The organism is Streptomyces iranensis, assembly GCF_017874715.1.
Classification (GTDB): domain Bacteria; phylum Actinomycetota; class Actinomycetes; order Streptomycetales; family Streptomycetaceae; genus Streptomyces; species Streptomyces iranensis.
In genome coordinates this window covers 463,561-487,763 of the sequence record NZ_JAGGLR010000004.1, presented here as the reverse complement: position 1 = coordinate 487,763, position 24,203 = coordinate 463,561, and the positions used below count along the sequence as shown (strand labels likewise).

The 24,203-nt window shown below is 69.9% G+C and carries 22 protein-coding genes, 1 tRNA gene and 1 pseudogene; 23 read left to right on the top strand and 1 reads right to left on the bottom strand.

What is annotated here, in order from left to right; all coding sequences use genetic code 11:
* The first annotated feature begins 1 nt into the window (after position 1).
* From J2Z30_RS10150 to J2Z30_RS10140, 3 genes are read left to right on the top strand one after another with little or no spacing between them, the layout of a single operon-like run.
* Positions 2–427 (top strand): HNH endonuclease, encoded by a 426-nt coding sequence (locus tag J2Z30_RS10150; RefSeq protein WP_044569965.1) that lies wholly within the window; start codon positions 2–4, stop codon positions 425–427.
* Entirely contained in the window at positions 424–618 is a 195-nt protein-coding gene (locus J2Z30_RS10145) for a helix-turn-helix transcriptional regulator (protein WP_044569964.1), read from the top strand. Before J2Z30_RS10150 ends, J2Z30_RS10145 begins: the two co-directional genes overlap by 4 nt.
* The gene (locus J2Z30_RS10140; RefSeq protein ID WP_209468628.1) at positions 615–2,066 is read left to right on the top strand and encodes a tyrosine-type recombinase/integrase; all 1,452 of its coding nucleotides are present in this window, start codon (positions 615–617) and stop codon (positions 2,064–2,066) included. The genes J2Z30_RS10145 and J2Z30_RS10140 overlap by 4 nt, the downstream gene beginning before the upstream one ends.
* 133 nt (positions 2,067–2,199) lie before the next feature.
* Here J2Z30_RS10140 and J2Z30_RS10135 read toward each other — a convergent pair.
* Positions 2,200–2,271, bottom strand: a tRNA-Arg gene (locus tag J2Z30_RS10135).
* 181 nt (positions 2,272–2,452) lie between these two features.
* Here J2Z30_RS10135 and J2Z30_RS10130 point away from each other — a divergent pair.
* The 20 genes and pseudogenes from J2Z30_RS10130 (at position 2,453) to J2Z30_RS10035 (ending at position 24,169) form a co-directional block, all read left to right on the top strand.
* A pseudogene (locus J2Z30_RS10130) lies at positions 2,453–2,933 on the top strand (response regulator).
* 238 nt (positions 2,934–3,171) lie between these two features.
* Entirely contained in the window at positions 3,172–4,158 is a 987-nt protein-coding gene (gene nrtL, locus J2Z30_RS10125; protein ID WP_044569962.1) for an ArgS-related anticodon-binding protein NrtL, read from the top strand.
* A gap of 39 nt (positions 4,159–4,197) precedes the next feature.
* Entirely contained in the window at positions 4,198–5,598 is a 1,401-nt protein-coding gene (gene lysA, locus J2Z30_RS10120) for a diaminopimelate decarboxylase (RefSeq protein WP_044569961.1), read from the top strand.
* A 177-nt stretch (positions 5,599–5,775) separates the two neighbouring features.
* A complete protein-coding gene (locus J2Z30_RS10115; protein ID WP_044569960.1) occupies positions 5,776–7,068 on the top strand; it encodes a homoserine dehydrogenase in 1,293 nt (430 codons plus the stop codon).
* Positions 7,069–7,216: 148 nt separating this feature from the next.
* Entirely contained in the window at positions 7,217–8,335 is a 1,119-nt protein-coding gene (thrC, locus tag J2Z30_RS10110) for a threonine synthase (RefSeq protein ID WP_245387781.1), read from the top strand.
* 583 nt (positions 8,336–8,918) lie between these two features.
* Positions 8,919–9,833, top strand: a complete 915-nt coding sequence (gene thrB / locus J2Z30_RS10105) for a homoserine kinase (protein ID WP_044569956.1) — start codon at positions 8,919–8,921, stop codon at positions 9,831–9,833.
* 401 nt (positions 9,834–10,234) lie between these two features.
* A complete protein-coding gene (gene rho, locus J2Z30_RS10100; RefSeq protein WP_044569954.1) occupies positions 10,235–12,361 on the top strand; it encodes a transcription termination factor Rho in 2,127 nt (708 codons plus the stop codon).
* Between the two features lie 355 nt (positions 12,362–12,716).
* On the top strand, positions 12,717–13,841 hold the full coding sequence (locus tag J2Z30_RS10095) for an LCP family protein (RefSeq protein WP_044569951.1): 1,125 nt from the start codon (positions 12,717–12,719) through the stop codon (positions 13,839–13,841).
* A 176-nt stretch (positions 13,842–14,017) separates the two neighbouring features.
* Positions 14,018–14,242 (top strand): 50S ribosomal protein L31, encoded by a 225-nt coding sequence (gene rpmE / locus J2Z30_RS10090; RefSeq protein WP_044569948.1) that lies wholly within the window; start codon positions 14,018–14,020, stop codon positions 14,240–14,242.
* Positions 14,243–14,366: 124 nt separating this feature from the next.
* A complete protein-coding gene (gene prfA, locus J2Z30_RS10085) occupies positions 14,367–15,437 on the top strand; it encodes a peptide chain release factor 1 (RefSeq protein ID WP_044569945.1) in 1,071 nt (356 codons plus the stop codon).
* A gap of 54 nt (positions 15,438–15,491) precedes the next feature.
* Entirely contained in the window at positions 15,492–16,337 is an 846-nt protein-coding gene (gene prmC, locus J2Z30_RS10080; RefSeq protein ID WP_044569942.1) for a peptide chain release factor N(5)-glutamine methyltransferase, read from the top strand.
* A gap of 46 nt (positions 16,338–16,383) precedes the next feature.
* On the top strand, positions 16,384–17,031 hold the full coding sequence (locus J2Z30_RS10075; RefSeq protein ID WP_014054918.1) for an L-threonylcarbamoyladenylate synthase: 648 nt from the start codon (positions 16,384–16,386) through the stop codon (positions 17,029–17,031).
* Positions 17,028–17,687 carry an arsenate reductase/protein-tyrosine-phosphatase family protein gene (locus tag J2Z30_RS10070; protein WP_044569939.1) on the top strand — a complete coding sequence of 220 codons (660 nt, stop codon included), beginning with the start codon at positions 17,028–17,030 and terminating at the stop codon, positions 17,685–17,687. Before J2Z30_RS10075 ends, J2Z30_RS10070 begins: the two co-directional genes overlap by 4 nt.
* 138 nt (positions 17,688–17,825) lie before the next feature.
* Positions 17,826–19,115, top strand: a complete 1,290-nt coding sequence (gene glyA, locus J2Z30_RS10065; RefSeq protein WP_044569937.1) for a serine hydroxymethyltransferase — start codon at positions 17,826–17,828, stop codon at positions 19,113–19,115.
* A 75-nt stretch (positions 19,116–19,190) separates the two neighbouring features.
* Entirely contained in the window at positions 19,191–20,597 is a 1,407-nt protein-coding gene (locus J2Z30_RS10060) for an MraY family glycosyltransferase (protein WP_044569934.1), read from the top strand.
* A gap of 302 nt (positions 20,598–20,899) precedes the next feature.
* Positions 20,900–21,355 carry a Cg1360 family ATP-synthase-associated protein gene (locus J2Z30_RS10055; protein WP_044569932.1) on the top strand — a complete coding sequence of 152 codons (456 nt, stop codon included), beginning with the start codon at positions 20,900–20,902 and terminating at the stop codon, positions 21,353–21,355.
* A 249-nt stretch (positions 21,356–21,604) separates the two neighbouring features.
* Entirely contained in the window at positions 21,605–22,429 is an 825-nt protein-coding gene (gene atpB / locus J2Z30_RS10050) for a F0F1 ATP synthase subunit A (RefSeq protein WP_044581384.1), read from the top strand.
* Between the two features lie 75 nt (positions 22,430–22,504).
* Positions 22,505–22,756, top strand: a complete 252-nt coding sequence (locus J2Z30_RS10045; RefSeq protein WP_044569929.1) for an ATP synthase subunit C-like protein — start codon at positions 22,505–22,507, stop codon at positions 22,754–22,756.
* Between the two features lie 37 nt (positions 22,757–22,793).
* On the top strand, positions 22,794–23,357 hold the full coding sequence (locus J2Z30_RS10040; protein ID WP_044569928.1) for a F0F1 ATP synthase subunit B: 564 nt from the start codon (positions 22,794–22,796) through the stop codon (positions 23,355–23,357).
* Positions 23,354–24,169 carry a F0F1 ATP synthase subunit delta gene (locus J2Z30_RS10035; protein ID WP_044569926.1) on the top strand — a complete coding sequence of 272 codons (816 nt, stop codon included), beginning with the start codon at positions 23,354–23,356 and terminating at the stop codon, positions 24,167–24,169. Before J2Z30_RS10040 ends, J2Z30_RS10035 begins: the two co-directional genes overlap by 4 nt.
* The last annotated feature ends 34 nt before the right edge of the window (positions 24,170–24,203 follow it).

Genomic DNA, 24,203 nt, shown 5'->3' with positions numbered 1-24,203 from the left:
CGTGGCCCGCAGCCGTCCCAAGACCGCCGTGCGGCACCTGCGCAGGCTCCAACTCGCCGACCGCGACGGCTGGCGCTGCGCCTACTGCCGCCACCCGTTCCACAGCCCGGCGGGAGCGACCACGGACCACGTGGCGCCGTACAGCCTGCTGCGGACCTGGTCTGTCGGCGCGCTCGTACTCGCCTGCTTCGACTGCAACAACCGCAAGGGCGACCGATTCCCCCTCTCGATCGCGCTGCTGTTGCTGCGGTCGATCGACCCGACCCGCCCTGTCGTCCGCCCGATCGATCTGCCGTTGCTCGCCCGACTCGCGCACGCCAACCAGGCGATCCAACCGGCCCTCGGATCGGCCGACCACGACGGACGACGGTCCACCTGTCACCTGCCCGAATCGACTGTGAGTGAGCTTGAGAGGACGGCGGCATGAGTGCCCGCGTGGCGGACGAGAAGATGACCGTCAAGGAAGTCATCGCAGACCTGAAGGTTGCTCCGTCGACCTTCTATCGGTGGCGCCAACTCGGGAGGGGGCCCCGTTCGATCAAACTCCCGAATGGCGACGTGCGTATTCGTCGGTCGGAGTACGAGCGGTGGCTCTCGGAGCGGGAGGACGCTGCGTGAGCACGACTGACGACACTCCGGTCCGCCGCCCGCACGGGGAGGCGAGGCCGGGGTACTCCCTCGACATCCGACTGTGGAAGGTCACGAAGGTCAACCGTAAGGCGCGGCCGTATCAACTCCGATGGGTTGTAGGCGGGAAGGTGAGCAGCGCGACGTTCGCCACGTCGACACTTGCCGACAACCGTCGCTTGGAGTTGTGGCAGGCCATGCGCCGAGGCGAGGCGTTCGAGATCGAAAGCGGACAGCCTGAGTCCGAGGTGCGCGCGGCGGCGGAAGCGGCGGCGGCTGAGGACCCGGTGAGGTGGTTCGAGTTCTGCCGGAAGTACGTAGCCGGGCGGTGGCGTACGAGCGCGGCCAAGACCCGTGAAAGCATGGCGGACGGTCTAGCGGCCGTGAGTCTTGCCATGGTCAAGCGCGGGGACGGTGTTCCCCCGGATGAGCAACTGCGGCTGGCGTTCCGGTGGGGGATCGTGCCCGCGAACGCGGGGGAGGATCCGCCGGCCGAACTCAAGGCCGCGTACGATTGGCTCACGACGGCGGACCGTCCGGTCGTCGATGTGACCGGCGCCGAAGTGTTCGAAGACGTGCTGTACCGCATCGGGTACAAGCTGGATGGCACCCCAGCCGCGGGCGACACGTACAGGCGTCGCCGCCGGGCCCTGAACACTGCCCTCGAACATGCGGTGGTCGCGGGGGAGCTCCCGGAGAACCCGCTTCAGCGGGCCCGCCGGAAGCACGTCGGTTCCAACGACGTGGTGGACCGGCGCGTCCTCGTGAATGCCCTACAGGCCCGTCAGTTGCTCGCGGGAGTTTCCTACGTCGGGTCGTGGGACCGGTGCCGTGGGAGGCGCCTGACGGCCTTCTATGCGGTCCTGTACTACGCGGGGTTGCGTCCGGCTGAGGCGGTCGGGCTGAGGCGGTCTGACTGCGACCTCCCGGACGCGGGATGGGGCACGCTGACGCTCCGGGAGACGCGCCCCGTCTCAGGGAAGCAGTGGACCGATTCCGGCGAGCGTCACGACCGCCGGGGGCTGAAGGCGCGGGAGGCCAAGAGCGACCGACCGGTGCCCATCCCGCCCGTCCTGGTGGCGATCCTGCGGGCGCACCTGAACACGTTCGGCACGGCCAAGGAAGGGCGCGTGTTCGGCAACGAGCGCGGGGGAGTGGTCGGCTCGTCTACCTACTGGCGGGTGTGGGAGGAGGCGCGGGAGTACGCGCTGCCGCCAGAGCGCGTCGCCTCGCCGTTGGCCGGGCGTCCGTACGACCTGCGGCACGCGTGCATCACGCGGTGGCTGAACGCGGGGGTGCCGATCGCTGAGGTTGCTCGGCGGGTCGGGAACTCACCCGAGGTGATCCACCGGCGCTATCACGGGTGCATCGACGGTCACGAGGAGGCCGCGAACGCGAAGATCACTAAGGCACTGGAGGAGGACGGCGACACAGCCTGATACGTGTATCGCAGATGGTGCGTGAACACTGAGAGAGAGTGAGAAAGAGCGGGAGTCAGTGAGACTGACTCCCGCTCTTTCATGTCGGCATTCGCGCTGGTCAGAGCTTGATTCTTGCTGGCTGACTGGCGAGTGCCCCCGGCAGGATTCGAACCTGCGCACACGGCTCCGGAGGCCGTTGCTCTATCCCCTGAGCTACGGGGGCTTGTGCTTGTCGCTGCTGTCTCGCGGCGACAGGTAGAACACTATCAGCTCGATCAGGGTGGTCATGAACGCTTATCGGGGGGCGGCGGGCGGGGAGTGGAAGTGGGAGCGGAGGGGCGTATACCGCATGTGGAGGGTGGGGCGCAGGGGTCTTGGGGAAAGGTCCCTCGCACGGGGCGGAAGTGGGGAAAACCCGGACGCAGCCGCGGCTGCGCGCCTACTCTTCAGGATGTGCCTGGCTTGTCCGGCCGGGTCCTTGTCGTCGACGACAACAAGGTCATCCGGCAGCTGATCAGGGTCAACCTCGAGCTGGAGGGCTTCGAGGTCGTGACCGCGGCCGATGGTGCCGAGTGCCTGGAGATCGTTCACCAGGTGCGGCCCGATGTGATCACTCTCGATGTCGTGATGCCCAGACTCGATGGGCTGCATACGGCATCGAGGCTGCGTGCTGATGCTCGAACGTGTCATGTGCCCGTCGCGATCATCAGTGCGTGTACGCAGTACGAGATGGACAGCGGGAAGGCGCTGGGCGTCGATGCCTTCCTCGCGAAACCGTTCGAGCCCGTTGATCTTGTCGAGCTCGTGCGGCGGCTGATGCGGCAGGGGGCGGCCGGTGCGGCCGCGCCCGGTGATGCCGAGCCGGTTGTGGGGCCCACCGGGTAGTGGTGGGCCCCAGACCCGGGCCTCTTTCCTCCGGTTCGGCCCGGGGGAGGGGGCTTGGGCTTCGGTTCGGTCCGGGGCTCGGGCTTCTTTGTGGGTTCGTTGGGGCCCCGGTCTCTTTTGTGGGTTCGTTGGGCCCCGGTCTCTTTGGGTCCGGGGCCCGGACGAACCCAGTCGTGTGCTCGTCCGAAGGGCGAAACCGGTTCGCTTTCGTACCCCCCTCCTCCCATACGCTTGTCCCGTGACTCCCGCCCAGCTCTCCCGCACTGTGCTGCACACCGTGCGTCGTGCCGTTGAGGACGACGAGCTGTGCGTTGGCGTGCCGGAGCGGGTGAAGGTGCGGACGCCTCCTCGGTCTGGGTGTGGGGATTACGCCACCAATGTCGCCCTGCTGCTGGCCAGGGGGGAGGGGGATGCGCTCGTTATCGCCGAGGTTTTGCGGCGGCGGTTGCTCCGTACGCCCGGGATCGCCCGCGTTGATGTTGCCGCTCCTGGGTTTCTCAACATCACGCTTGATGCCCATTCGCATGCCCAGCTCGTGCAGACCGTGCGCTCCGCGGGACCTCGCTACGGGCACGGGGAGGCGCTTGCCGGGGTTTCGGTTCCGCTGGGGCCCGCCAACGAGGTGCGGGCTGCCCTCGTCGCTCATGTGGTGCGGGGGCTCGTCCACGCCGCCGGGGGAGCTGTTGTCGCAGGTCGCGGGCCCGTCGTTCGGCCCGTTCCGGTCTCCGGGGCTGATCTGCTCCGCTCCCTCGGGGCCGACGCCGCCCGCTGGGCGTTGCTCCGGCCCGCCGGGCATGATCTGCCCGAGCTCGACCCTGCCCGTCTGCTTTCCCAGCGCGAGGACAACCCTCTCTTCCGGGTCCAGTACGCCCACGCCCGCACCCGCGCCCTGGTGGGGAACGCCACTCAGCTCCGCATTACGCCCCAGCCCGAGTCCGGGGCGTACGACCACCCCGCCGAGATCGGCCTTCTCGCCCTCCTCGCCGATCACCCCCGCACCATCGAGGCCGCCGCCCGGCATCGTGCGCCCGACCAGCTTGCGCGGCACCTCGTCGCCGTCGCCGATGCCTTCTTCCGGTTTCATGACGGCTGTCCGGTCCTGCCCTCCCACCAGCACAAACCCTCGGCCGTCCACCGTTCCCGGCTGGCCCTTGCCGACGCCACCGGGGCGGTGCTCGCCGGCGGCCTGCATCTGCTCGGCATCAGCGCACCCGAACATCTGTAAGACCTCGTGTAAGACCTTGAGAGAGACAGCAGAGACAGCATGAGTCGTTCCGCCCATCCCGCCGGGCCCCGCCACGCCGATGTCCTCTCCGAGGGGCACTACGCCGCGCCGCCCGCCGATCTCAATCAGCTCGATCCGCGCGTGTGGTCCCGTACGGTCAGCCGGAACGCCGATGGCGTCGTGACCGTCGGCGGGGTCGACGTCAAGACGCTCGCGGAGGAGTTCGGGACGCCCGCGTACTTCCTCGACGAGGCCGACTTCCGGGCCCGCTGCCGGGCCTGGCACGAGGCGTTCCAGGAGCAAGGGGAGGACGCGGACGTGTTCTACGCCGGGAAGGCGTTCCTCTCCCGCGCCGTCGTGCGCTGGCTGAACGAGGAGGGGCTCAACCTCGATGTGTGCTCCGCCGGGGAGCTGGCCACCGCGCTCGCCGCCGGGATGCCCGCCGAGCGGATCGCGTTGCACGGGAACAACAAGTCCGCCGCCGAGATCGAGCGGGCGGTCGAGGAGGGCGTCGGGCGGATCGTGCTCGACTCGTTCCAGGAGATCGTGCGGGTCGCGCACATCGCCCAGCGGCTCGGCAGGCGGCAGCGGGTGCAGATCCGGATCACCGTGGGTGTGGAGGCGCATACCCACGAGTTCATCGCGACCGCCCACGAGGACCAGAAGTTCGGCATTCCGCTCGCGGGCGGGCAGGCCGCCGAGGCAGTGCGGCGGGCGCTCAAGCTCGACGGGCTCGAGCTCATCGGCATTCACTCGCACATCGGGTCGCAGATCTTCGACACGTCCGGGTTCGAGGTCGCGGCGCACCGGGTCGTGGGGCTGCTGAAGGAGATCCGCGACGAGCACGGTATCGAGCTGCCCGAGATCGACCTGGGTGGCGGTCTCGGCATCGCGTACACCTCGGAGGACGACCCGCGCGAGCCGCAGGAGATCGCCAAGGCGCTGCGCGACATCGTGCACCGGGAGTGCGACACGGCCGGGCTCGCGGTGCCGCGGCTGTCGGTCGAGCCGGGGCGGGCGATCGTCGGGCCGACCGCGTTCACGCTCTATGAGGTGGGCACGGTCAAGGAGCTGCCGGGGCTGCGGACGTACGTCAGCGTCGACGGCGGGATGTCCGACAACATCCGTACCGCGCTCTACGATGCCGAGTACTCGGTGGCGCTGGTCTCCCGTGCCTCCACCGCCGAGCCGATGCTCTCCCGTGTCGTCGGCAAGCACTGTGAATCCGGCGACATCGTCGTACGGGACGCCTTCCTGCCCGCCGATCTGGCGCCCGGCGATCTGATCGCCGTCCCCGCCACCGGCGCCTACTGCCGCTCGATGGCGAGCAACTACAACCACGCGCTCCGGCCGCCCGTCGTGGCCGTACGGGACGGGCAGGCGCGCGAGATCGTCCGGCGGGAGACGGAGGAGGATCTGCTGCGGCTCGATGTCGGCTGATGGGCTGATGTCAGCCGGCGAGAACCCGTTACTCGCCGGCCGCTGCCGCCGGTGGGATTCGGCTAGCGAGAAATGGATCTCGGATACTGGACCCGGGACAGAAAATCCCGTCCAGTGCATGAGACTGGTGCACTAACGCGCTGATGCATTAACGCGATGGATGAGAGACGAGGTCGGATGATGCGTACGCGTCCGCTGAAAGTGGCGCTGCTGGGCTGTGGAGTAGTCGGCTCAGAGGTGGCGCGCATCATGACGACGCAGGCGGACGACCTCGCGGCGCGTATCGGGGCCCCGGTCGAGCTGGCCGGGATCGCTGTACGCCGCCCCGGCCGGGTCCGGGAAGGGGTGCCGGCGGAGCTGGTGACCACCGACGCCACGGCCCTGGTCAAACGCGGGGACATCGATGTGGTGGTCGAGGTCATCGGCGGGATCGAGCCCGCCCGCACCCTCATCACCACCGCCTTCGACCACGGCGCGAGCGTGGTGTCCGCGAACAAGGCGCTGGTCGCCCAGGACGGCGCGGCGCTGCACGCCGCGGCCGAGCAGCGCGGGGCGGATCTCTACTACGAGGCCGCGGTCGCGGGGGCGATCCCGCTGGTGCGGCCGCTGCGCGAGTCGCTCGCGGGCGACAAGGTCAACCGCGTCCTCGGCATCGTCAACGGCACCACCAACTTCATCCTCGACCGGATGGACGGAAGCGGCGCCGGTTACAGCGAGGCGCTGGACGAGGCCACGGCCCTGGGCTACGCCGAGGCCGACCCGACCGCCGATGTCGAGGGGTTCGACGCCGCCGCGAAGGCCGCGATCCTCGCCGGGATCGCCTTCCACACCCGGGTCACCCTCGACGATGTGCACCGCGAGGGCCTCACCGAGGTGACCGCCGCCGACATCGCCTCCGCCAAGCGCATGGGCTGCACCGTCAAGCTGCTCGCGATCTGTGAGCGGGCCGCCGACGGCCGGTCGGTCACCGCGCGGGTACACCCGGCGATGATTCCGCTGAGCCACCCCCTCGCCTCCGTCCGCGAGGCGTACAACGCGGTCTTCGTGGAAGCCGACGCCGCGGGGCAGCTGATGTTCTACGGCCCGGGGGCGGGTGGTTCGCCGACCGCCTCGGCCGTCCTCGGCGACCTCGTCGCCGCCTGCCGCAACAAGCTGGCGGGCGCCACCGGACCCGGGGAGTCCGCCTACAGCCGGCTCCCGGTGAGCCCGATGGGCGATGTGATCACTCGCTACCACATCAGCCTGGACGTCGCCGACAAACCGGGAGTTCTGGCGCAGGTCGCCACAGTCTTCGCCGAACACGGCGTATCCATCGATACCGTCCGCCAGCAGGGGAAGGACGGCGAGGCGTCCCTCGTCGTCGTGACCCACCGCGCGAGCGACGCCGCGCTGTCGTCGACCGTGGAGGCGCTCCGCCGGCTCGACACCGTCCGCGGTGTCGCGAGCATCATGCGGGTCGAGGGCGAGTAGTCGAGGGCGAGTAGTCGACGGCGAGTAGTCGACGGCGAGTAGTCGACGGCGAGTGGAGGACGAGTCGTGATCGAGCGGCGGGCGAGCAGAGGCCGGGTAGCGGCCGCGCTGAGGCCGAACAGAGGGTGAGCGGAGAGTAAGGGAAATCATGAACGCAATCGCCGACGCCGGGCCTCGAATGTCCGGCACCCGCCAGTGGCACGGCTGGCGGGGCATCATCGAGGAGTACCGCGACCGCCTCCCGGTCAGCGGGACCACCCCCGTCGTCACTCTGCGCGAGGGCGGTACGCCGCTGGTTCCCGCGCAGGTGCTCTCCGAGCGCACCGGCTGTGAGGTTCATCTCAAGGTCGAGGGCGCCAACCCCACCGGGTCGTTCAAGGACCGCGGGATGACGATGGCCATCAGCGTGGCCAAGGAGGCCGGTGCCAAGGCCGTCATCTGCGCCTCCACCGGCAACACCTCGGCCTCGGCGGCGGCGTACGCCGTACGGGCCGGAATGGTCTGCGCGGTGCTGGTCCCGCAGGGGAAGATCGCGCTGGGCAAGATGGGCCAGGCCCTCGTCCACGGCGCGAAGATCCTCCAGGTCGACGGCAACTTCGACGACTGTCTGACGCTGGCGCGCGGGCTGTCGGAGAAGTACCCGGTGGCGCTGGTCAATTCGGTCAACCCGGCCCGGATCGAGGGCCAGAAGACCGCCGCCTTCGAGATCGTGGACATGCTCGGGGACGCGCCCGACATCCATGTGCTGCCGGTCGGCAACGCGGGCAACATCACGGCCTACTGGAAGGGCTACACGGAGTACGCGGCGCCGTTCGCCGACAGCGAGCCGCGCGCCTCCCGTACGCCCCGGATGTGGGGCTTCCAGGCGTCCGGCGCGGCGCCGATCGTGCGTGGTGAGCCGGTCAAGGAGCCGAGCACCATCGCCACCGCCATCCGCATCGGCAACCCCGCCTCGTGGGCCTTCGCGGAGCAGGCGCGCGACGAGTCCGGCGGCCTCATCGACGAGGTGACCGACCGTCAGATCCTCGCCGCCTACCGGCTGCTCGCCGCCCAGGAGGGCGTTTTCGTCGAGCCCGCCTCCGCGGCGAGCGTGGCGGGTCTGCTGAAGGCGGCCGAACAGGGGCTGGTCGACCCGGGCCAGCGCATCGTCTGCACGGTGACCGGGAACGGGCTCAAGGACCCGGACTGGGCGGTGGCGGGTGCGCCGCAGCCGGTCGTGGTCCCGGTGGACGCGGACGCCGCGGCCGTACGGCTCGGGCTGGCCTGACACCGCGGCCGTACGGCTCGGGCCGGCCTGACACCGCGCGACGCGACCCGGAGCGGGCCGGTCCGGTAAGGCGCGATGCTCCTCGGGCCGGGGCCGGGGCCGGGGCCGGGGCTGGGTCGGACCGGGTCGGGCTGGGCCGCTCCGATACGGCACGGCCCAGCTCTGACCAGGGACGGAGCCTGGTGCGAACCTGATACGAACCTGGTGTGACGGGGGTTTCGGCGAGCTGTCCGGCGCGGCCCGCCGGGCCTCCGCACGCACCCCTGTCGTCCCCTCCGCGCACACCCCTGTCCTCCCCTCCGCGGCCTTTCTAAAGGTCCACTCAAGTGGTGGCAGAGCGGCGCGAGGGCGCGCGGAGGGCTCCAGTAGAGTGGTCGCGGGCGATGGCAGGGAGCGCGACACGCATCGTGCGCCTCCCGTGCGCCCTATGTCGCCACAGAACCTTCCTTCGATAGGCTGTACTGAATCCGCCCCGACGCAGAGCGCTCGCCTCTGCGCGGCGTCGCCGTACTTGTCACGGCCCTCGCGGTGTTCCGTACCTCTTCGAGCAATCGCACGTAACCACAAGGAGAGTCATCGAGCGATGGCCGGTCCAGCGTTCCGCGCCGCCGCCGTCCGAGTGCGCGTCCCCGCCTCGAGCGCCAATCTCGGTCCTGGCTTCGACGCCCTCGGCCTGGCCCTGGGCCTCTACGACGACGTGGTGGTCCGGGTGGCCGACTCCGGTCTCCACGTCGACATCGCCGGTGAAGGCGCGGAGTCGCTCCCGCGTGACGAGAAACATCTGCTCGTACGCTCCTTGCGCACCGCCTTCGACCTGCTGGGCGGACAGCCCCGCGGCCTCGAGCTGGTCTGCGCCAACCGCATTCCGCACGGCCGGGGCCTGGGTTCCTCCTCCGCCGCCATCTGCGCCGGGATCGTCGCCGCGCGCGCGGTGACCATAGGCGGCGCCGAGCGGCTCGACGACGCGGCGATGCTGGAGCTGGCCACCGAGATCGAGGGCCACCCCGACAATGTCGCCGCCTGTCTGCTCGGCGGCTTCACCCTGGCCTGGACGGACGCGGGGTCCGCACGGGCGATCAGGATGGACCCTGCGGATTCCATCGTTCCGGTGGTCTTCGTCCCTGACCGGGCGGTGCTCACCGAGACCGCCCGCGGCCTGCTTCCGCGCACCGTCCCGCATGTGGACGCCGCGGTCAACGCGGGCCGGGCCGCACTGCTCGTCGAGGCCCTGACCAGGCGTCCCGAGCTGCTGCTGGCCGCGACGGAGGACCGACTGCACCAGGAATACCGTGCTCCGGCGATGCCCGAGAGCGTGAGCCTGGTGAACCGACTGCGGGCGGACGGCGTCCCCGCGGTCATCTCCGGCGCGGGCCCCACGGTGCTCGCGCTGGTCGAGGACGGTGCGGCCGACAAGGTCGCACGACTGGCGGGCGAGGGGTGGGCGGCCAACCGGCTGGCTCTCGACGCCGGGGGGGCGAGCGTCCTGCCGCTCACCTGACACCGCGCTCCGGGGTGCCCCGGAGCCGGGAAAACTCGATAGCCGGTCTTGGAGAGGGGGAATGTTTGTTGGATCCGGTAGTGTTAACCTCAAGTCTGCACTCGAAGCCTCTTGGATGTACTCGGAGGCGAGGTGCTCAGTGTCCCCATCAGGGACCACCCTTCTTCCGGGAGCCTCCCACACTGCCTGAGCAGCCTGCCTGAGCAGTATCGAGCACGCTCCGGAATCGGCGTGGCGGATTCTCGTGAATCCTCCGCCGCGTCGGAACCATGAACTGATCTCTCCGCCGTACCCGGCGGACCACCGCCCCGGCCCGGTCCGTAACGGAAGGACCACAGCCGGACAGCACAACCGGTCGCCGAGCCAGACAGGCCGACGCCCGCTCCAGGGAAGGACCCTTCGTGAGCGACACCACCGATCTGATGGGCGTGAACGCCTCCGGCACCTCCGACAGCGGTGTCGGCAACAACGCGCCCGCCACGGACGCTTCCGCGCCCGCCAACGGTGCTGCCACTGGCGCTGCCCCGCGGCGACGCCGCTCGGGCACCGGCCTCGACGCCATGGTCCTGGCCGAGCTTCAGCAGCTCGCCTCGAGCCTTGGCATCAAGGGCACCGCGCGGATGCGCAAAGGCCAGCTGATCGAGGTCATCAAGGAGAAGCAGGCCGCGGGCTCCGGCTCCGCCCAGGCCTCCGAGAGCACTCCGTCCGACGCGGAGGGAGTGACCAAGCCGAAGCGCCGCACCACCTCCCGGGCCCGTACGGGCGACGACGCCGAGGAGAAGACCGGCGCCAAGTCCTCGAAGTCCGCCGGGAAGGCGGAGAAGGCCGACAAGGCCGACGCCGAGGAGAAGGCCGCCGCGCAAGCGCAGATCGAGATCCCCGGCCAGCCCGGTGAGCCCGCCGGCGATGAGCAGCCGGCCGGTGAGCGCCGCCGCCGCCGGGCCACCGCGCCCGCCACCACCCCCGACGCCGGGGGCACGGCCACCGCTGTCGAGACCAAGACGGAGGCGCGCAGCGACGTCTCCGCGAAGACCGAGACCAGGACCGAGCCCAAGGGCGACGGGAAGGCCGAGGCCGCCGCCGACACCGCCGAGGGCAAGGGCGCCAGGGGCGGTGACCGCCAGGAGCGCGGTCAGAAGGGCGACCGCCGGGACCGGCAGCGCGACCGCGGCGACCGCGGCGACCGCCGCGGCAAGGGCGAGGACGGCCAGCAGGGCGGCGGCGGCCGTCAGCAGCGCGACGGGCGCGGCCAGAGCCAGCAGCGCCCCGACGAGGGCGACGACGACTTCGACGGCGGGCGCCGCGGGCGCCGCGGCCGCTACCGCGACCGCCGTGGCCGCCGTGGCCGTGACGACTTCGGCAATGAGCCGCAGGTGTCCGACGACGATGTGCTGATCCCCGTCGCGGGCATCCTCGACATCCTCGACAACTACGCGTTCATCCGGACCTCCGGCTACCTCCCGGGCCCGAACGACGTGTACGTCTCGCTCGCCCAGGTCCGCAAGAACGGTCTGCGCAAGGGCGACCACGTCACCGGCGCGGTCCGGCAGCCGCGCGAGGGCGAGCGCCGCGAGAAGTTCAACGCGCTGGTGCGGCTGGACTCGGTGAACGGCATGGCGCCCGAAACCGGGCGCGGGCGGCCGGACTTCGGCAAGCTGACGCCGCTTTACCCGCAGGACCGGCTGCGTCTGGAGACCGAGGCCGGCGGGCTGACGACCCGGATCATCGACCTGGTCGCGCCGATCGGCAAGGGCCAGCGCGGTCTGATCGTGGCCCCGCCGAAGACCGGCAAGACCATGATCATGCAGGCGATCGCCAACGCGATCACCCGCAACAGCCCCGAGTGCCATCTGATGGTCGTCCTCGTCGACGAGCGGCCGGAAGAGGTCACCGACATGCAGCGGTCGGTCAAGGGCGAGGTCATCTCCTCGACCTTCGACCGCCCGGCCGAGGACCACACCACCGTCGCGGAGCTGGCGATCGAGCGGGCCAAGCGCCTGGTCGAGCTGGGTCATGACGTGGTCGTCCTGCTGGACTCGATCACCCGCCTGGGCCGTGCGTACAACCTGGCGGCGCCCGCCTCCGGCCGCATCCTGTCCGGTGGTGTCGACTCGACCGCGCTCTACCCGCCGAAGAAGTTCTTCGGCGCCGCGCGCAACATCGAGGACGGCGGCTCGCTGACCATCCTGGCCACCGCGCTGGTCGAGACCGGCTCGCGCATGGACGAGGTGATCTTCGAGGAGTTCAAGGGCACCGGCAACATGGAGCTGCGGCTCGACCGGAAGCTCTCGGACAAGCGCATCTTCCCGGCGGTGGACGTGGACGCGTCCAGCACCCGCAAGGAGGAGATCCTGCTGGCGCCGGAGGAGCTGAACATCGTCTGGAAGCTGCGCCGGGTGCTGCACGCGCTCGACTCGCAGCAGGCGATCGAGCTGCTGCTGGACAAGATGAAGCAGACGAAGTCGAACGCCGAGTTCCTGATGCAGATCGCCAAGACCACGCCCACCCCGGGCAACAACGGCGACTGACCGGACACCCGCCGGAACGCTCCGTGGCCGAGGCCCCCCGCACCGCGGGGGGCCTCGCTGCGTTCCATGAGAGGTGAGCCACATCTTCCAGCCAGGCCGCGGACCGGTTCTGATCATGTTATCGCCCGCGAAAGTGCAGGTCAGAGCAGTAAGGCGGACGAAGGGGACGAACGGTGCGCCCGGCTGCCCGCGCGAAAACCGGCCATCGCAGATATGCAACCCTGGCGGACGGCCTTCCATCTGTCAGGTCGGAACACGGGGCCGGAACACAGGCTGACTCCACCGCGAAACGCGACGCCACGCCTGACCGTGACGGCAGGGGGTACTCGGGCAGCAATAGAGGACTGAGGAGCACATGGCCGAGGACAGCAGCAACGCACCGGTGAGCCCAGGCCGCCACCGCGCACGCGGTGCGACGGCGGGCCGCCGTCGTAAGCGGCCGAGCACGCGCCGTAGAGCCGTGCTCTACACGGTGTGGACGCTGGCCGCCGTGCTGGTGCTCGGTGGTGCCGGACTCGGCTACCTCTACTACAAGCTGAACGGGAACCTCACCGGCGTCGACGTCAACGCCGCCCTCGGCGCCGACCGCCCCAAGAACGTGGACAACGGCTCGATGGACATCCTCGTCCTCGGCTCCGACTCCCGGGCCGGCAAGAACGCCAAGTACGGCACGGACGAGGGCACCTCGCGCTCCGACACAGCGATGATCGTCCACGTCTACAAGGGCCACAAGAAGGCCAGTGTCATCAGCATCCCGCGCGACACCCTCATAGAACGGCCGTCCTGCACCACCAAGGGCGGGCAGCGGACGCCCGCCGTGCAGGCGGCCATGTTCAACAGCGCCTACGAGGCCGGCGGCCCGGCCTGCACCATCAAGACCATCGAGTCCATGACGGGCATACGCATGGACCACTTCCTCGAAGTCGACTTCTCCGGCTTCAAGCAGCTGATAGACGACCTCGGCGGCGTCAACATCACCACCACCGCCCCGATCCACGACGCCAAGAGCCACCTCGACCTGGAGCCCGGCCCGCACACCCTGGACGGGGAGCAGTCGCTCGGTCTGGTGCGCACCCGGCACGGCGTGGGCGACGGCAGCGACCTCGGCCGGATCAAGCTCCAGCAGGCGTTCGTCAAGGCGCTGCTCGACCAGGTCAAGCACGTGGACGTGTTCGGCAACCCGAAGAAGCTCTACGACCTCGCGGACACCTCCACCAAGGCCCTCACCACCGACTCCGAACTGGCCTCGGTGAGCAAGCTGAAGGGCTTCGCCGAATCCCTCAAGGGCATCGGCTCGGGCAACATGAAGATGACCACGCTGCCCGTCGAGTACGACCCGCAGAACCCGGCCCGGGTGCTGCCCATGGAGCGCAAGGCCAAGCTGATATGGACCGCGCTCCGCCATGACCGGCCGGTCCCCGCCTCCGCCACCAAGGGCTCCGCGGGCGACGCCACCAGCGCGGGCAAGGTCGTCAAATAGGGCGTCCAGGGCCATTCGAGGGCGTCCGACAGCCTCCGGGGCGGGCCGGGAATATCCGGGCCCGCCCCCCGGTTTTGGGGGATGCGGCCAGTACTGGCAAACTGGATCGTCGGTCCCGGTTCACGACAGGCAACCCGCCCGTCGACCCGGTGCCCTCCCGAACCTAGGAGATTCCCTTGAAGCGCGAGATCCACCCGGAGTACGTCGAGACGCAGGTCAGCTGCACCTGTGGCGCGTCCTTCACCACCCGTAGCACCGTGGGCGGCGGCGCCATCCGCGCCGACATCTGCTCCGAGTGCCACCCGTTCTACACGGGCAAGCAGAAGATCCTCGACACCGGTGGCCGTGTGGCGCGGTTCGAGGCCCGCTTCGGCAAGAACGCCGGGTCCGCCAAGAAGTAGCGACCCGCACGGCGCCGGTCTTCGGTCGCCCCTTCCCTGGGGCGACCGGACCGGCGTTTTGTCGTCACCGGCCCTCCGGCACTTTCCGCAACGCCACCACGCAGACCATTCAGGGAGCCCTCCGATGTTCGAGGCGGTCGAGGAACTCATCGGCGAACACGCCGACCTTGAGAAGCGGCTCGCCGACCCCGCGGTCCACGCCGACCAGCGGGAGGCGCGGCGGCTCAACAAGCGCTATGCCGAGCTGACCCCGGTGATCACCGCCTATCGCGCCTGGAAGCGGGCCGGGGACGACATCGAGACCGCCCGCGAGCTGGCCCAGGACGACCCCGACTTCGTGGACGAGGCCAAGCAGCTGGAGCAGAGCCGCGAGCAGCTCACCGACCGGCTGCGGCTGCTGCTCGTCCCCCGCGACCCGAGCGACGACAAGGACGTCATCCTGGAGGTCAAGGCCGGGGAGGGCGGCGAGGAGTCCGCACTGTTCGCCGGCGACCTGCTGCGGATGTATCTGCGGTACGCCGAGCGGATCGGCTGGAAGACCGAGATCATCGACGCCAATGAGTCCGACCTCGGCGGCTATAAGGACGTCCAGGTCGCGGTCAAGGCCAGGGGCACCATCGAGCCCGGCCAGGGCGTCTGGGCCCGGCTGAAGTACGAGGGCGGGGTGCACCGGGTGCAGCGGGTGCCCGCCACCGAGTCCCAGGGCCGTATCCACACCTCCGCGGCCGGTGTGCTGGTCACGCCCGAGGCCGAGGAGGTCGAGGTCGAGATCGGCCCCAACGATCTGCGGATCGACGTCTACCGCTCCTCCGGACCCGGCGGCCAGTCGGTCAACACCACCGACTCCGCGGTGCGCATCACCCACCTGCCCACCAACATCGTCGTCTCCTGCCAGAACGAGAAGAGCCAGCTCCAGAACAAGGAGCAGGCGCTGCGCATCCTGCGCTCGCGGCTGCTGGCCGCGGCCCAGGAGGAGGCCGAGCGGGAGGCGTCGGACGCGCGGCGCAGCCAGGTCCGCACCGTCGACCGGTCCGAGCGCATCCGTACCTACAACTTCCCGGAAAACCGGATCTCGGACCATCGTGTCGGTTTCAAGGCGTACAACTTGGACCAGGTGCTCGACGGTGAACTCGATCCGGTCATCCAGGCGTGCGTCGACGCCGACGCGGCCGCCAAGTTGGCGGCCGCGGGCTGAGCCACCCACTGATCAACGCTTCGTGCCCTTGTCCGGACCGGCTGGAGGAATTCAGTGAACGTGCTGCTCGCCGAGGTGGCGCAGGCCACTCAGCGGCTGGCCGACGCGGGCGTGCCCTCACCGCGCTTCGACGCGGAGGAGCTCGCCGCCTTTGTGCACGGCGTCAAGCGGGGTGAGCTGCACGGCGTGCCCGACGCCGACTTCGACGCCCGCTACTGGGAGGCGGTCGCCCGCCGCGAGGCCCGCGAGCCCCTTCAGCACATCACCGGCCGCGCCTTCTTCCGCTATCTCGAGCTCCAGGTCGGCCCGGGGGTCTTCGTGCCCCGGCCGGAGACCGAGTCGGTGGTCGGCTGGGCGATAGACGCGGTGCGCGCCATGGACGTCGTCGAACCGCTCATCGTCGATCTGTGCTCCGGTTCCGGGGCCATCGCGCTCGCGCTCGCCCAGGAGGTGCCGCGCTCCCGGGTGTACGCCGTGGAGCTGGACGAGGGCGCCCTGCGCTGGGCCCGCAAGAACGTCGAGGGGTCCCGCGTCGTTCTCCATCACGCGGACGCGTTGACGGCCCTGCCCGAGCTCGACGGGCAGGTGGACCTCGTCATCAGCAACCCGCCGTACATCCCGCTGACCGAGTGGGAGTACGTGGCGCCGGAGGCCCGCGATCACGACCCCCAGCTCGCGCTCTTCTCCGGTGAGGACGGCCTCGATGTCATCCGTGGCCTGGAGCGCACCGCCCACCGGCTGCTGCGCCCAGGCGGCGTGGTGGTCATCGAGCACGCAGACACCCAGGGCGGCCAGGTGCCGTGGATCTTCACCGAGGAGCGTGGCTGGGCGGACGCCGCCGACCACCCCGACCTGAACAACCGGCCCCGGTTCGCCACCGCGCGGAAGGCCATGCCGTGACGGCGGCACCGCACCACACATTGGCCACGTACGAGGAGGTCCGTTAATGGCACGGCGATACGACTGCGGGGACGCCACCGACCGCAAGACCGGCCTGCGCGAGGCCGCCTCCGCCGTCCGCCGCGGCGAACTGGTCGTGCTGCCCACCGACACCGTCTACGGGATCGGCGCGGACGCCTTCAACGCCGAGGCGGTCGGCGATCTGCTCGAGGCCAAGGGGCGCGGCCGCAACATGCCCACCCCGGTGCTGGTCGGCTCGCCGAACACCCTGCACGGACTGGTCACCGACTTCTCCGAGATGGCCTGGGAGCTGGTGGACGCCTTCTGGCCCGGCGCGCTCACCCTCGTCGCCCGGCACCAGCCGTCGCTCACCTGGGACCTGGGGGAGACCCGGGGCACGGTGGCGGTACGGATGCCGCTGCACCCGGTGGCGATCGAGCTGCTGACGGACTTCGGCCCGATGGCGGTCTCCAGCGCCAACCTGACCGGCCACCCCTCCCCGCAGGACTGCGACGCCGCCCAGGACATGCTGGGGGACTCCGTCTCGGTGTACCTCGACGGCGGGCCGACCCCGGCCGCCGTGCCCTCCTCGATCGTCGATGTGACCGGCAAGGTGCCGGTGCTGCTCCGGGCGGGCGCGCTCACCGCCGAGCAGCTCCGGGAGGTCGTACCCGACCTCGAGGTGGCCAATTGACAGCCCCTGAGGGGCGTGGCATAGCGGAACACCGTGAGAAGAACGCCGAGGCCACCTTCCGCATCCTCCACGTCAGCACCGGCAATGTGTGCCGCTCGCCGATCACCGAGCGGCTGACCCGGCATGCCCTCGCCCACCGCCTCGGAAGCGTCCGCACCCGCGGGCTGATCGTGGAGTCCGCCGGCACCTGGGGCCATGAGGGCGCGCCCATGGAGGCGCACGCCGCGACGGTCCTGACCGACTTCGGGGCCGACCCGGCGGGCTTCCTCGGCCGTGAGCTGCTGGACGAGCACGTCATCCGCGCCGACCTGGTCCTGACCGCCACCCGCGACCACCGGGCGCAGGTGATCTCGATGGGGCATTCGGCGGGGCTGCGCACCTTCACGCTCAAGGAGTTCACCCGGCTGGTGCGGGCCATAGACCCCGCGACACTGCCCGACCCGGAGGAGGCGGGCGGTGTGGTGGAGCGCGCCCGCGCCCTGGTGCAGGCGGCGGCCGCGCTGCGCGGCTGGCTGCTGGCGCCCAACGAGGACGCGGACGAGGTGCACGATCCGTACGGGGCGCCGATCACCTTCTTCCGCTCCATCGGGGACGAGATCAACCAGGCCCTGGACCCGGTCGTCACGGCGATGACGGGGGTTCCCGCCCCCGCGTAGGCCCCTCGGGGGCCCGGGGGCGCGCCGTAAGGGGCCCGCACGGGCCGCACGGCGCGCCGTGCGGCGTCGCGAGGCCTACATTGGGGGTGACCACGTAAGCGCCGACCCGCTGTCCCCTCCGAAGGCTGTGAGCACGCCATGGCCGTCACCCCCTGGGGCCCCGATTTCGCGAGCCTCGCCCGCCAGGACCCGGAGCTGGCGGGAATCATCCTGAGCGAGATCGACCGCGTCTCCGGCGGACTCCAGCTGATCGCGGCCGAGAACTACGTCTCGCCGGCCGTGCTGGCGGCGCTCGCCTCACCGCTGGCCAACAAGTACGCCGAGGGCTATCCCGGCGCCCGCCACCACGGCGGCTGCGAGATCGTGGACATCGCCGAGCGGGTGGCCCAGGACCGGGCGAAGGCGCTGTTCGGCGCCGAGCACGCCAATGTGCAGCCGCATTCGGGATCCTCCGCGGTGCTGGCCGCCTACGCCGCGCTGCTGCGGCCCGGGGACACGGTGCTGGCGATGGCGCTGCCGCACGGCGGCCATCTCACCCATGGCTCACCCGCCAACTTCTCCGGGCGCTGGTTCGACTTCATCGGCTACGGCGTCGATCCGGCGACCGGTCTGATCGACTACGAGCAGCTGCGCGGGCTCGCCCACGCCCATCGCCCGAAGGCGATCGTCTGCGGGTCGATCTCCTATCCCCGCCATCTGGACTACGCCGCCTTCCGTGCCGTCGCGGACGAGGTGGGCGCGTATCTCATCGCCGACGCCGCCCATGCGATCGGCCTGGTCGCGGGAAAGGCGGCGCCGTCCCCGGTGCCGTACGCGGACGTGGTGTGCGCAACGACACACAAGGTGCTGCGCGGGCCGCGCGGCGGAATGCTGCTGTGCGGTGCGGAGCTCGCCGAGCGGGTGGACCGGGCGGTGTTCCCGTTCACCCAGGGCGGGGCCCAGATGCACACCGTCGCGGCCAAGGCGGTGGCGTTCGGCGAGGCCGCGTCGCCCGCCTTCACCGCCTATGCGCGGCGGGTGGTGGCCAATGCCCGGGTGCTGGCGGACGCGCTGGTCGGGGAGGGTCTGGCGGTCGCCACGGGCGGCACCGACACCCATATGATCACCGCCGATCCGGCCCCGCTGGGCCTGGACGGACGCACCGCGAAGGGCCGCTGCGCGGCCGCCGGGATCGTCCTGGACACCTGTGCGCTGGCGTCCGCCACCGAGCCCCGGGGATGCGTCAAGGGGCTGCGTCTTGGCACCGCCGCGGTGACCACCCAGGGAATGGGAGCCCCGGAAATGGAGCGCATAGCCAATCTCATGGGAACCGTGTTGCGGGACGAGGGCGTGGTACGGGAAAAGGTGGCGGATCTGGCCGGGAGATTTCCGCCCTATCCGGACGACGGCCGAATCATGCAACCATCCGAAGGTGTAGGACGTCTGTAAGTACGTTCACCGCGAGGCGCCGGACACGCATAGGGTGTGGGGCTGTGATGGCCAGCGATACCTCTGGGGCAGCCTGTGCGTGAATACCTGCTGACTCTGTGCATCACGGCCGCGGTCACTTATCTGCTGACCGGGCCGGTGCGGAAATTCGCCATCGCGGCCGGTGCGATGCCCGAGATCCGCGCCCGTGATGTGCACCGTGAGCCCACGCCACGGCTCGGTGGCATCGCCATGTTCGGCGGGCTGTGCGCGGGGCTGCTGGTCGCCGCCCACCTGACCAACCTCAAGGACGTCTTCGAGGTCTCCAACGAGCCACGGGCGCTGCTGTCCGGCGCCGGACTGATCTGGCTGCTCGGGGTGCTGGACGACAAGTGGGGCGTGGACGCGCTGATCAAGCTGGGCGGCCAGATGATCGCCGCCGGTGTGATGGTGCTCCAGGGTCTGACCATCCTGTGGCTTCCGGTGCCCGGTGTGGGACCGGTCTCGCTGACGCCCTGGCAGGGCACGCTGCTCACCGTCGCGCTGGTCGTGATCACCATCAACGCGGTCAACTTCGTTGACGGGCTTGATGGTTTGGCGTCCGGGATGGTGTGCATCGCCGCCGCGGCGTTCTTCATGTACGCGTACCGCATCTGGTACGGCTACGGCCTGGAGGCGGCCGCGCCCGCCACCCTGTTCGCCGCCGTCCTCATGGGCATGTGCCTGGGCTTCCTGCCGCACAACGCCCACCCCGCGCGGATCTTCATGGGTGACTCGGGCTCGATGCTGATCGGGCTGGTGCTGGCGGCGGGCGCCATCTCCATCACCGGCCAGGTGGACCCGGACGCGATGAAGCTGTTCGAGGGGTCCGAGCAGGCCGCGGTGCACGCCACCGTCCCGGTCTACATCCCGCTGCTGCTTCCGCTGACCGTCATCGCGGTGCCCTTCGCCGACCTGGTGCTGGCGATCGTCCGGCGCACCTGGCGGGGCCAGTCGCCGTTCGCCGCCGACCGCGGCCATCTGCACCACCGGCTGCTGGAGATCGGCCATTCGCACAGCCGGGCCGTCCTGATCATGTACTTCTGGTCGGCGCTGATCGCCTTCGGCGCCGTGGCGTACTCGGTGAACTCGGCCGGTGTGTGGTTCGTGCTGGCGATCGTGGCGCTGAGCGGGGTCGGGCTGTCGCTGTTGCTGCTGCCGCGGTTCACCCCGCGCGTTCCGCGCTGGGCGGAGGCGTTCGTTCCGCCGCGCTACCGCCGCGCCAACCGGATCGCCAGGGCCGAGCAGGAGGCCGAGGCGCCCGCCGAGCCCGTGGCGGCCACGGCCGGTGCCGGGTCCGCCGCCTCGGAGCCGGACCTGGTCGAGCCCGAGCCGGTGGGCTCCGGGCGACACGGCGGCGCGGGCAGTGGGGCGAGCGGCGGGGCGAACGGTGTGAACGGCGCCACCGCGATCGGCGACCGGTCCCGCTTCACCCACCGCCGGCGCATCGGAACACCCCAGTAATCTCCCCAGTCATCGCCGCGATGTCCCCAGTTATCGCCCCCGGTAGAGGGTCAGGCGAGACCGGTGAAGATCACAGAGCGGCGTCAGCACGGTACACAGCTCATAACTCTCCCGTGTGACGTGCAGCACACCTGGTGGGTAAAGACCTCATCAAATAGTTTGTGATACCGTTCACTAAACCCGGTGCTTAGACCCGAGGGGCCGTAGGGCGACGGCTCTTCCTCGTGAGGTTCCCTCTGTCCCCGGGGATACGCTCGTCCACGACGAATCGTTGCTTCCGACACTTGCCGGAGAAACCCTTCATGCAGTCCAACGACGCCAGAACACTCCTGAGTTGCGCCGTGCCCACCGCCGTCACCGGGGTGGTCGCCGTCGCTGTCGGTTCTGTGCTCGCAGGCGGCGAGGGCGCGATCGGTGCGGGTTTCGGAGCGGTGGTCGCCGCCGGGGTCATGGCGATGGGCCTGATCGTGCTGCAGCGCACCGCGAAGTACCTCCCGCAGCTCTTCCAGGCGATGGGCCTGGCGCTCTACGTGACCCAGTTCCTGCTGGTCGCGGTCATTCTCGGGATCTTCAAGGGCACCACGCTGTTCAACACCAAGGCATTCGCCTTCGCGCTACTCGCCGCGACCCTGGTGTGGATCGGCGCACAGACCCGTGCACACATGAAGGCCAAGATCCTTTACGTGGAGCCAGAAGCCGAGGACGAACGCAAGCCCGGGGGGGCGAAGAAGTCCGCTCCCGCCGGGTCCACGCCGTGAGAAGTAGGGCCGGGATAAGAGCATGTGCGCTCACCTGCTATCGTCCGGTGCCATCTGAGGCACAGCGCGCGCAGGTAGCTGAACCCCCGGAATCCACGGGATGGAATCGGCGGCCCATGCAGCTGATGCCCGACACACCATTCGGCCACGCGCCGATCAGCCGCCCCCACATTCGTAAGACCAGTCCAGTGCCGCTCCGTGGCCGTGTGCCGCGCCGACACAACGAGGTTGCCGTACCCATGCGCCACGCTGAAGGAGCTCGCGGTGAGTCCTGACCAGACGCTCGCCTTCGAGACCGACTGCCACATCTTCGACGGGTGCGGCTTCCCGGCACCCGGACTCCATTCGTTCAAGTTCGAGCCGCTCTTCACTCTCGGCGGTATCGACTTCAACAAGCCGATGCTGCTGGCCCTGCTGGGCACCGTCGCCATCGTCTGGTTCTTCTGGGCGGCCTTCGGCCGGGCCAAGGTAGTTCCCGGCAAGCTCCAGATGGTCGGCGAGGCGGGGTACGACTTCATCCGCCGTGGGATCGTCTACGAGGCACTGGGAAAGAGGGACGGTGAGAAGTACGTCCCGCTCATGGTCTCGATCTTCTTCTTCGTCTGGATCATGAACCTCTGGTCGGTCATCCCGGTCGCCCAGTTCCCGGTGACGTCGATCATCGCCTACCCGGCCGCGCTCGCCGCGATCGTCTACGTCCTGTGGATGAGCCTGACGTTCCGGAAGCACGGCTTCGTCGGCGGTTTCAAGAACCTCACCGGCTATGACAAGTCGCTGGGCGCGGTGCTTCCGCTGTCCATGACGATCGAGTTCTTCTCGAACGTGCTGGTGCGGCCCTTCACCCACGCGGTCCGGCTCTTCGCCAACATGTTCGCGGGCCACACCCTGCTGCTGCTGTTCACCATCGCCAGTTGGTACTTGCTGAACGGGGTCGGCATCGCCTACGCGGGTGTCTCCTTCGTGATGGTCATCATCATGACCGCCTTCGAGCTCTTCATCCAGGCCGTCCAGGCATATGTCTTCGTGCTCCTGGCCTGCTCCTACGTTCAGGGCGCTCTGGCCGAGCACCACTGAGCACCCGCCTCCCAGTCCATACAGACGTCCGGTGGCCAACCCCCACCGGTCCGTGAAAGAGAAGGAAGAACCGGCATGTCTGCTGCTCTCCAGACCCTCGCCGCTGGCGTCGAGATCAAGGGCAACCTCGGCTCGATCGGCTACGGCCTCGCGGCCATCGGCCCCGGCGTCGGCGTCGGCATCATCTTCGGCAACGGCACCCAGGCGCTGGCCCGCCAGCCCGAGGCGGCCGGTCTGATCCGCGCCAACCAGATCCTCGGCTTCGCCTTCTGTGAGGCGCTCGCCCTGATCGGTCTGGTCATGCCGTTCGTCTACCCGACCAGCTGACCGCGGCGTAACGCCGCATCCGACGAAAGGCACTGATGTGAACGCCCTGGTACAGGTGGCGGCCGAGGAGAGTGAGAACCCCCTCATCCCGCCGATCCCGGAGCTGGTCATCGGCCTGATCGCCTTTGCCATCGTCTTCATCTTCCTCGCCAAGAAGCTCCTCCCGAACATCAACCGGGTTCTGGAGGAGCGCCGCGAGGCGATCGAGGGCGGCATGGAGAAGGCCGAGGCCACTCAGGCCGAAGCCCAGCAGGTCCTCGAGGACTACCGAGCCCAGCTCGCCGACGCCCGGCACGAGGCCGCGCGACTGCGCCAGGAGGCGCAGGAGCAGGGCGCCGCGCTCATCGCCGAGATGCGCGCGGAGGGCCAGCGGCAGCGTGAGGAGCTCATCGCCGCCGGTCACTCGCAGATCGAGGCCGATCGCAAGCAAGCCGCTCAGACCCTGCGCCAGGACGTGGGCAGGCTCGCCACCGACCTGGCCGGCCGGATCGTCGGTGAGTCGCTCGAGGACGTGGCCCGGGAGAGCCGCACCATCGACCGGTTCCTCGACGAGCTCGAGGCGAAGGCGACCGATGGCTCGAAGGCCGAGGCCGGCCGATGAACGGAGCGAGCCGGGAGGCACTGGCAGCCGCGCGCGAGCGCTTCGACGCCCTGACGGACAACACCGCCGTCGACGCGACGAAGCTCGCCGATGAGCTGGCCGCCGTCACCGCGCTGCTCGACCGCGAGGTCTCGCTGCGCCGGGTCCTCACCGACCCGGCGCAGCCCGGCGAGGCCAAGGCCGAGCTGGCCGCGCGGGTGCTGGGCGGGCAGGTCGGCGGCGAGACCATCGACCTGGTCTCCGGCCTGGTCCGGGCCCGCTGGTCGCGCTCGCGCGACCTGGTGGACTCGCTCGAGGAGCTGGCCAGCGCCGCCGACCTGGTCGCGGCCGAGCGGGCCGGCACCCTCGACGACGTGGAGGACGAGCTGTTCCGGTTCGGCCGGATCGTCTCCTCCTCGTCCGAGCTGCGCGGCGCGCTCACCGACCGGCGCGCGACCGTGTCCGCCAAGTCCGGGCTGGTCGGCGAGTTGCTCGGCGGCCGTGCCGACCAGCGGACCGAGCGGCTGGTGATCCGTCTGGTGACCCACCCGCGGGGTCGTAGCCTGGAGGCGGGTCTCGACGAGCTGTCCAAGCTGGCGGCGGCGCGCCGGGACCGTACGGTCGCGGTCGTCACCTCCGCGGTGCCGCTCAGCGACCGGCAGAAGCAGCGGCTCGGTGATGCACTGGGGAAGCTGTACGGACGGAAGATGCACCTGAACCTCGACGTGGACCCCGAGGTCCTCGGCGGGATCTCGGTGCGCATCGGCGACGAGGTCATCAACGGGACCATCGCGGACCGCCTCGAAGAGGCGACCAGGCGGATGGCCGGCTGACCCAGCCACCAACTCAACAAGCATGTAAGCGGCC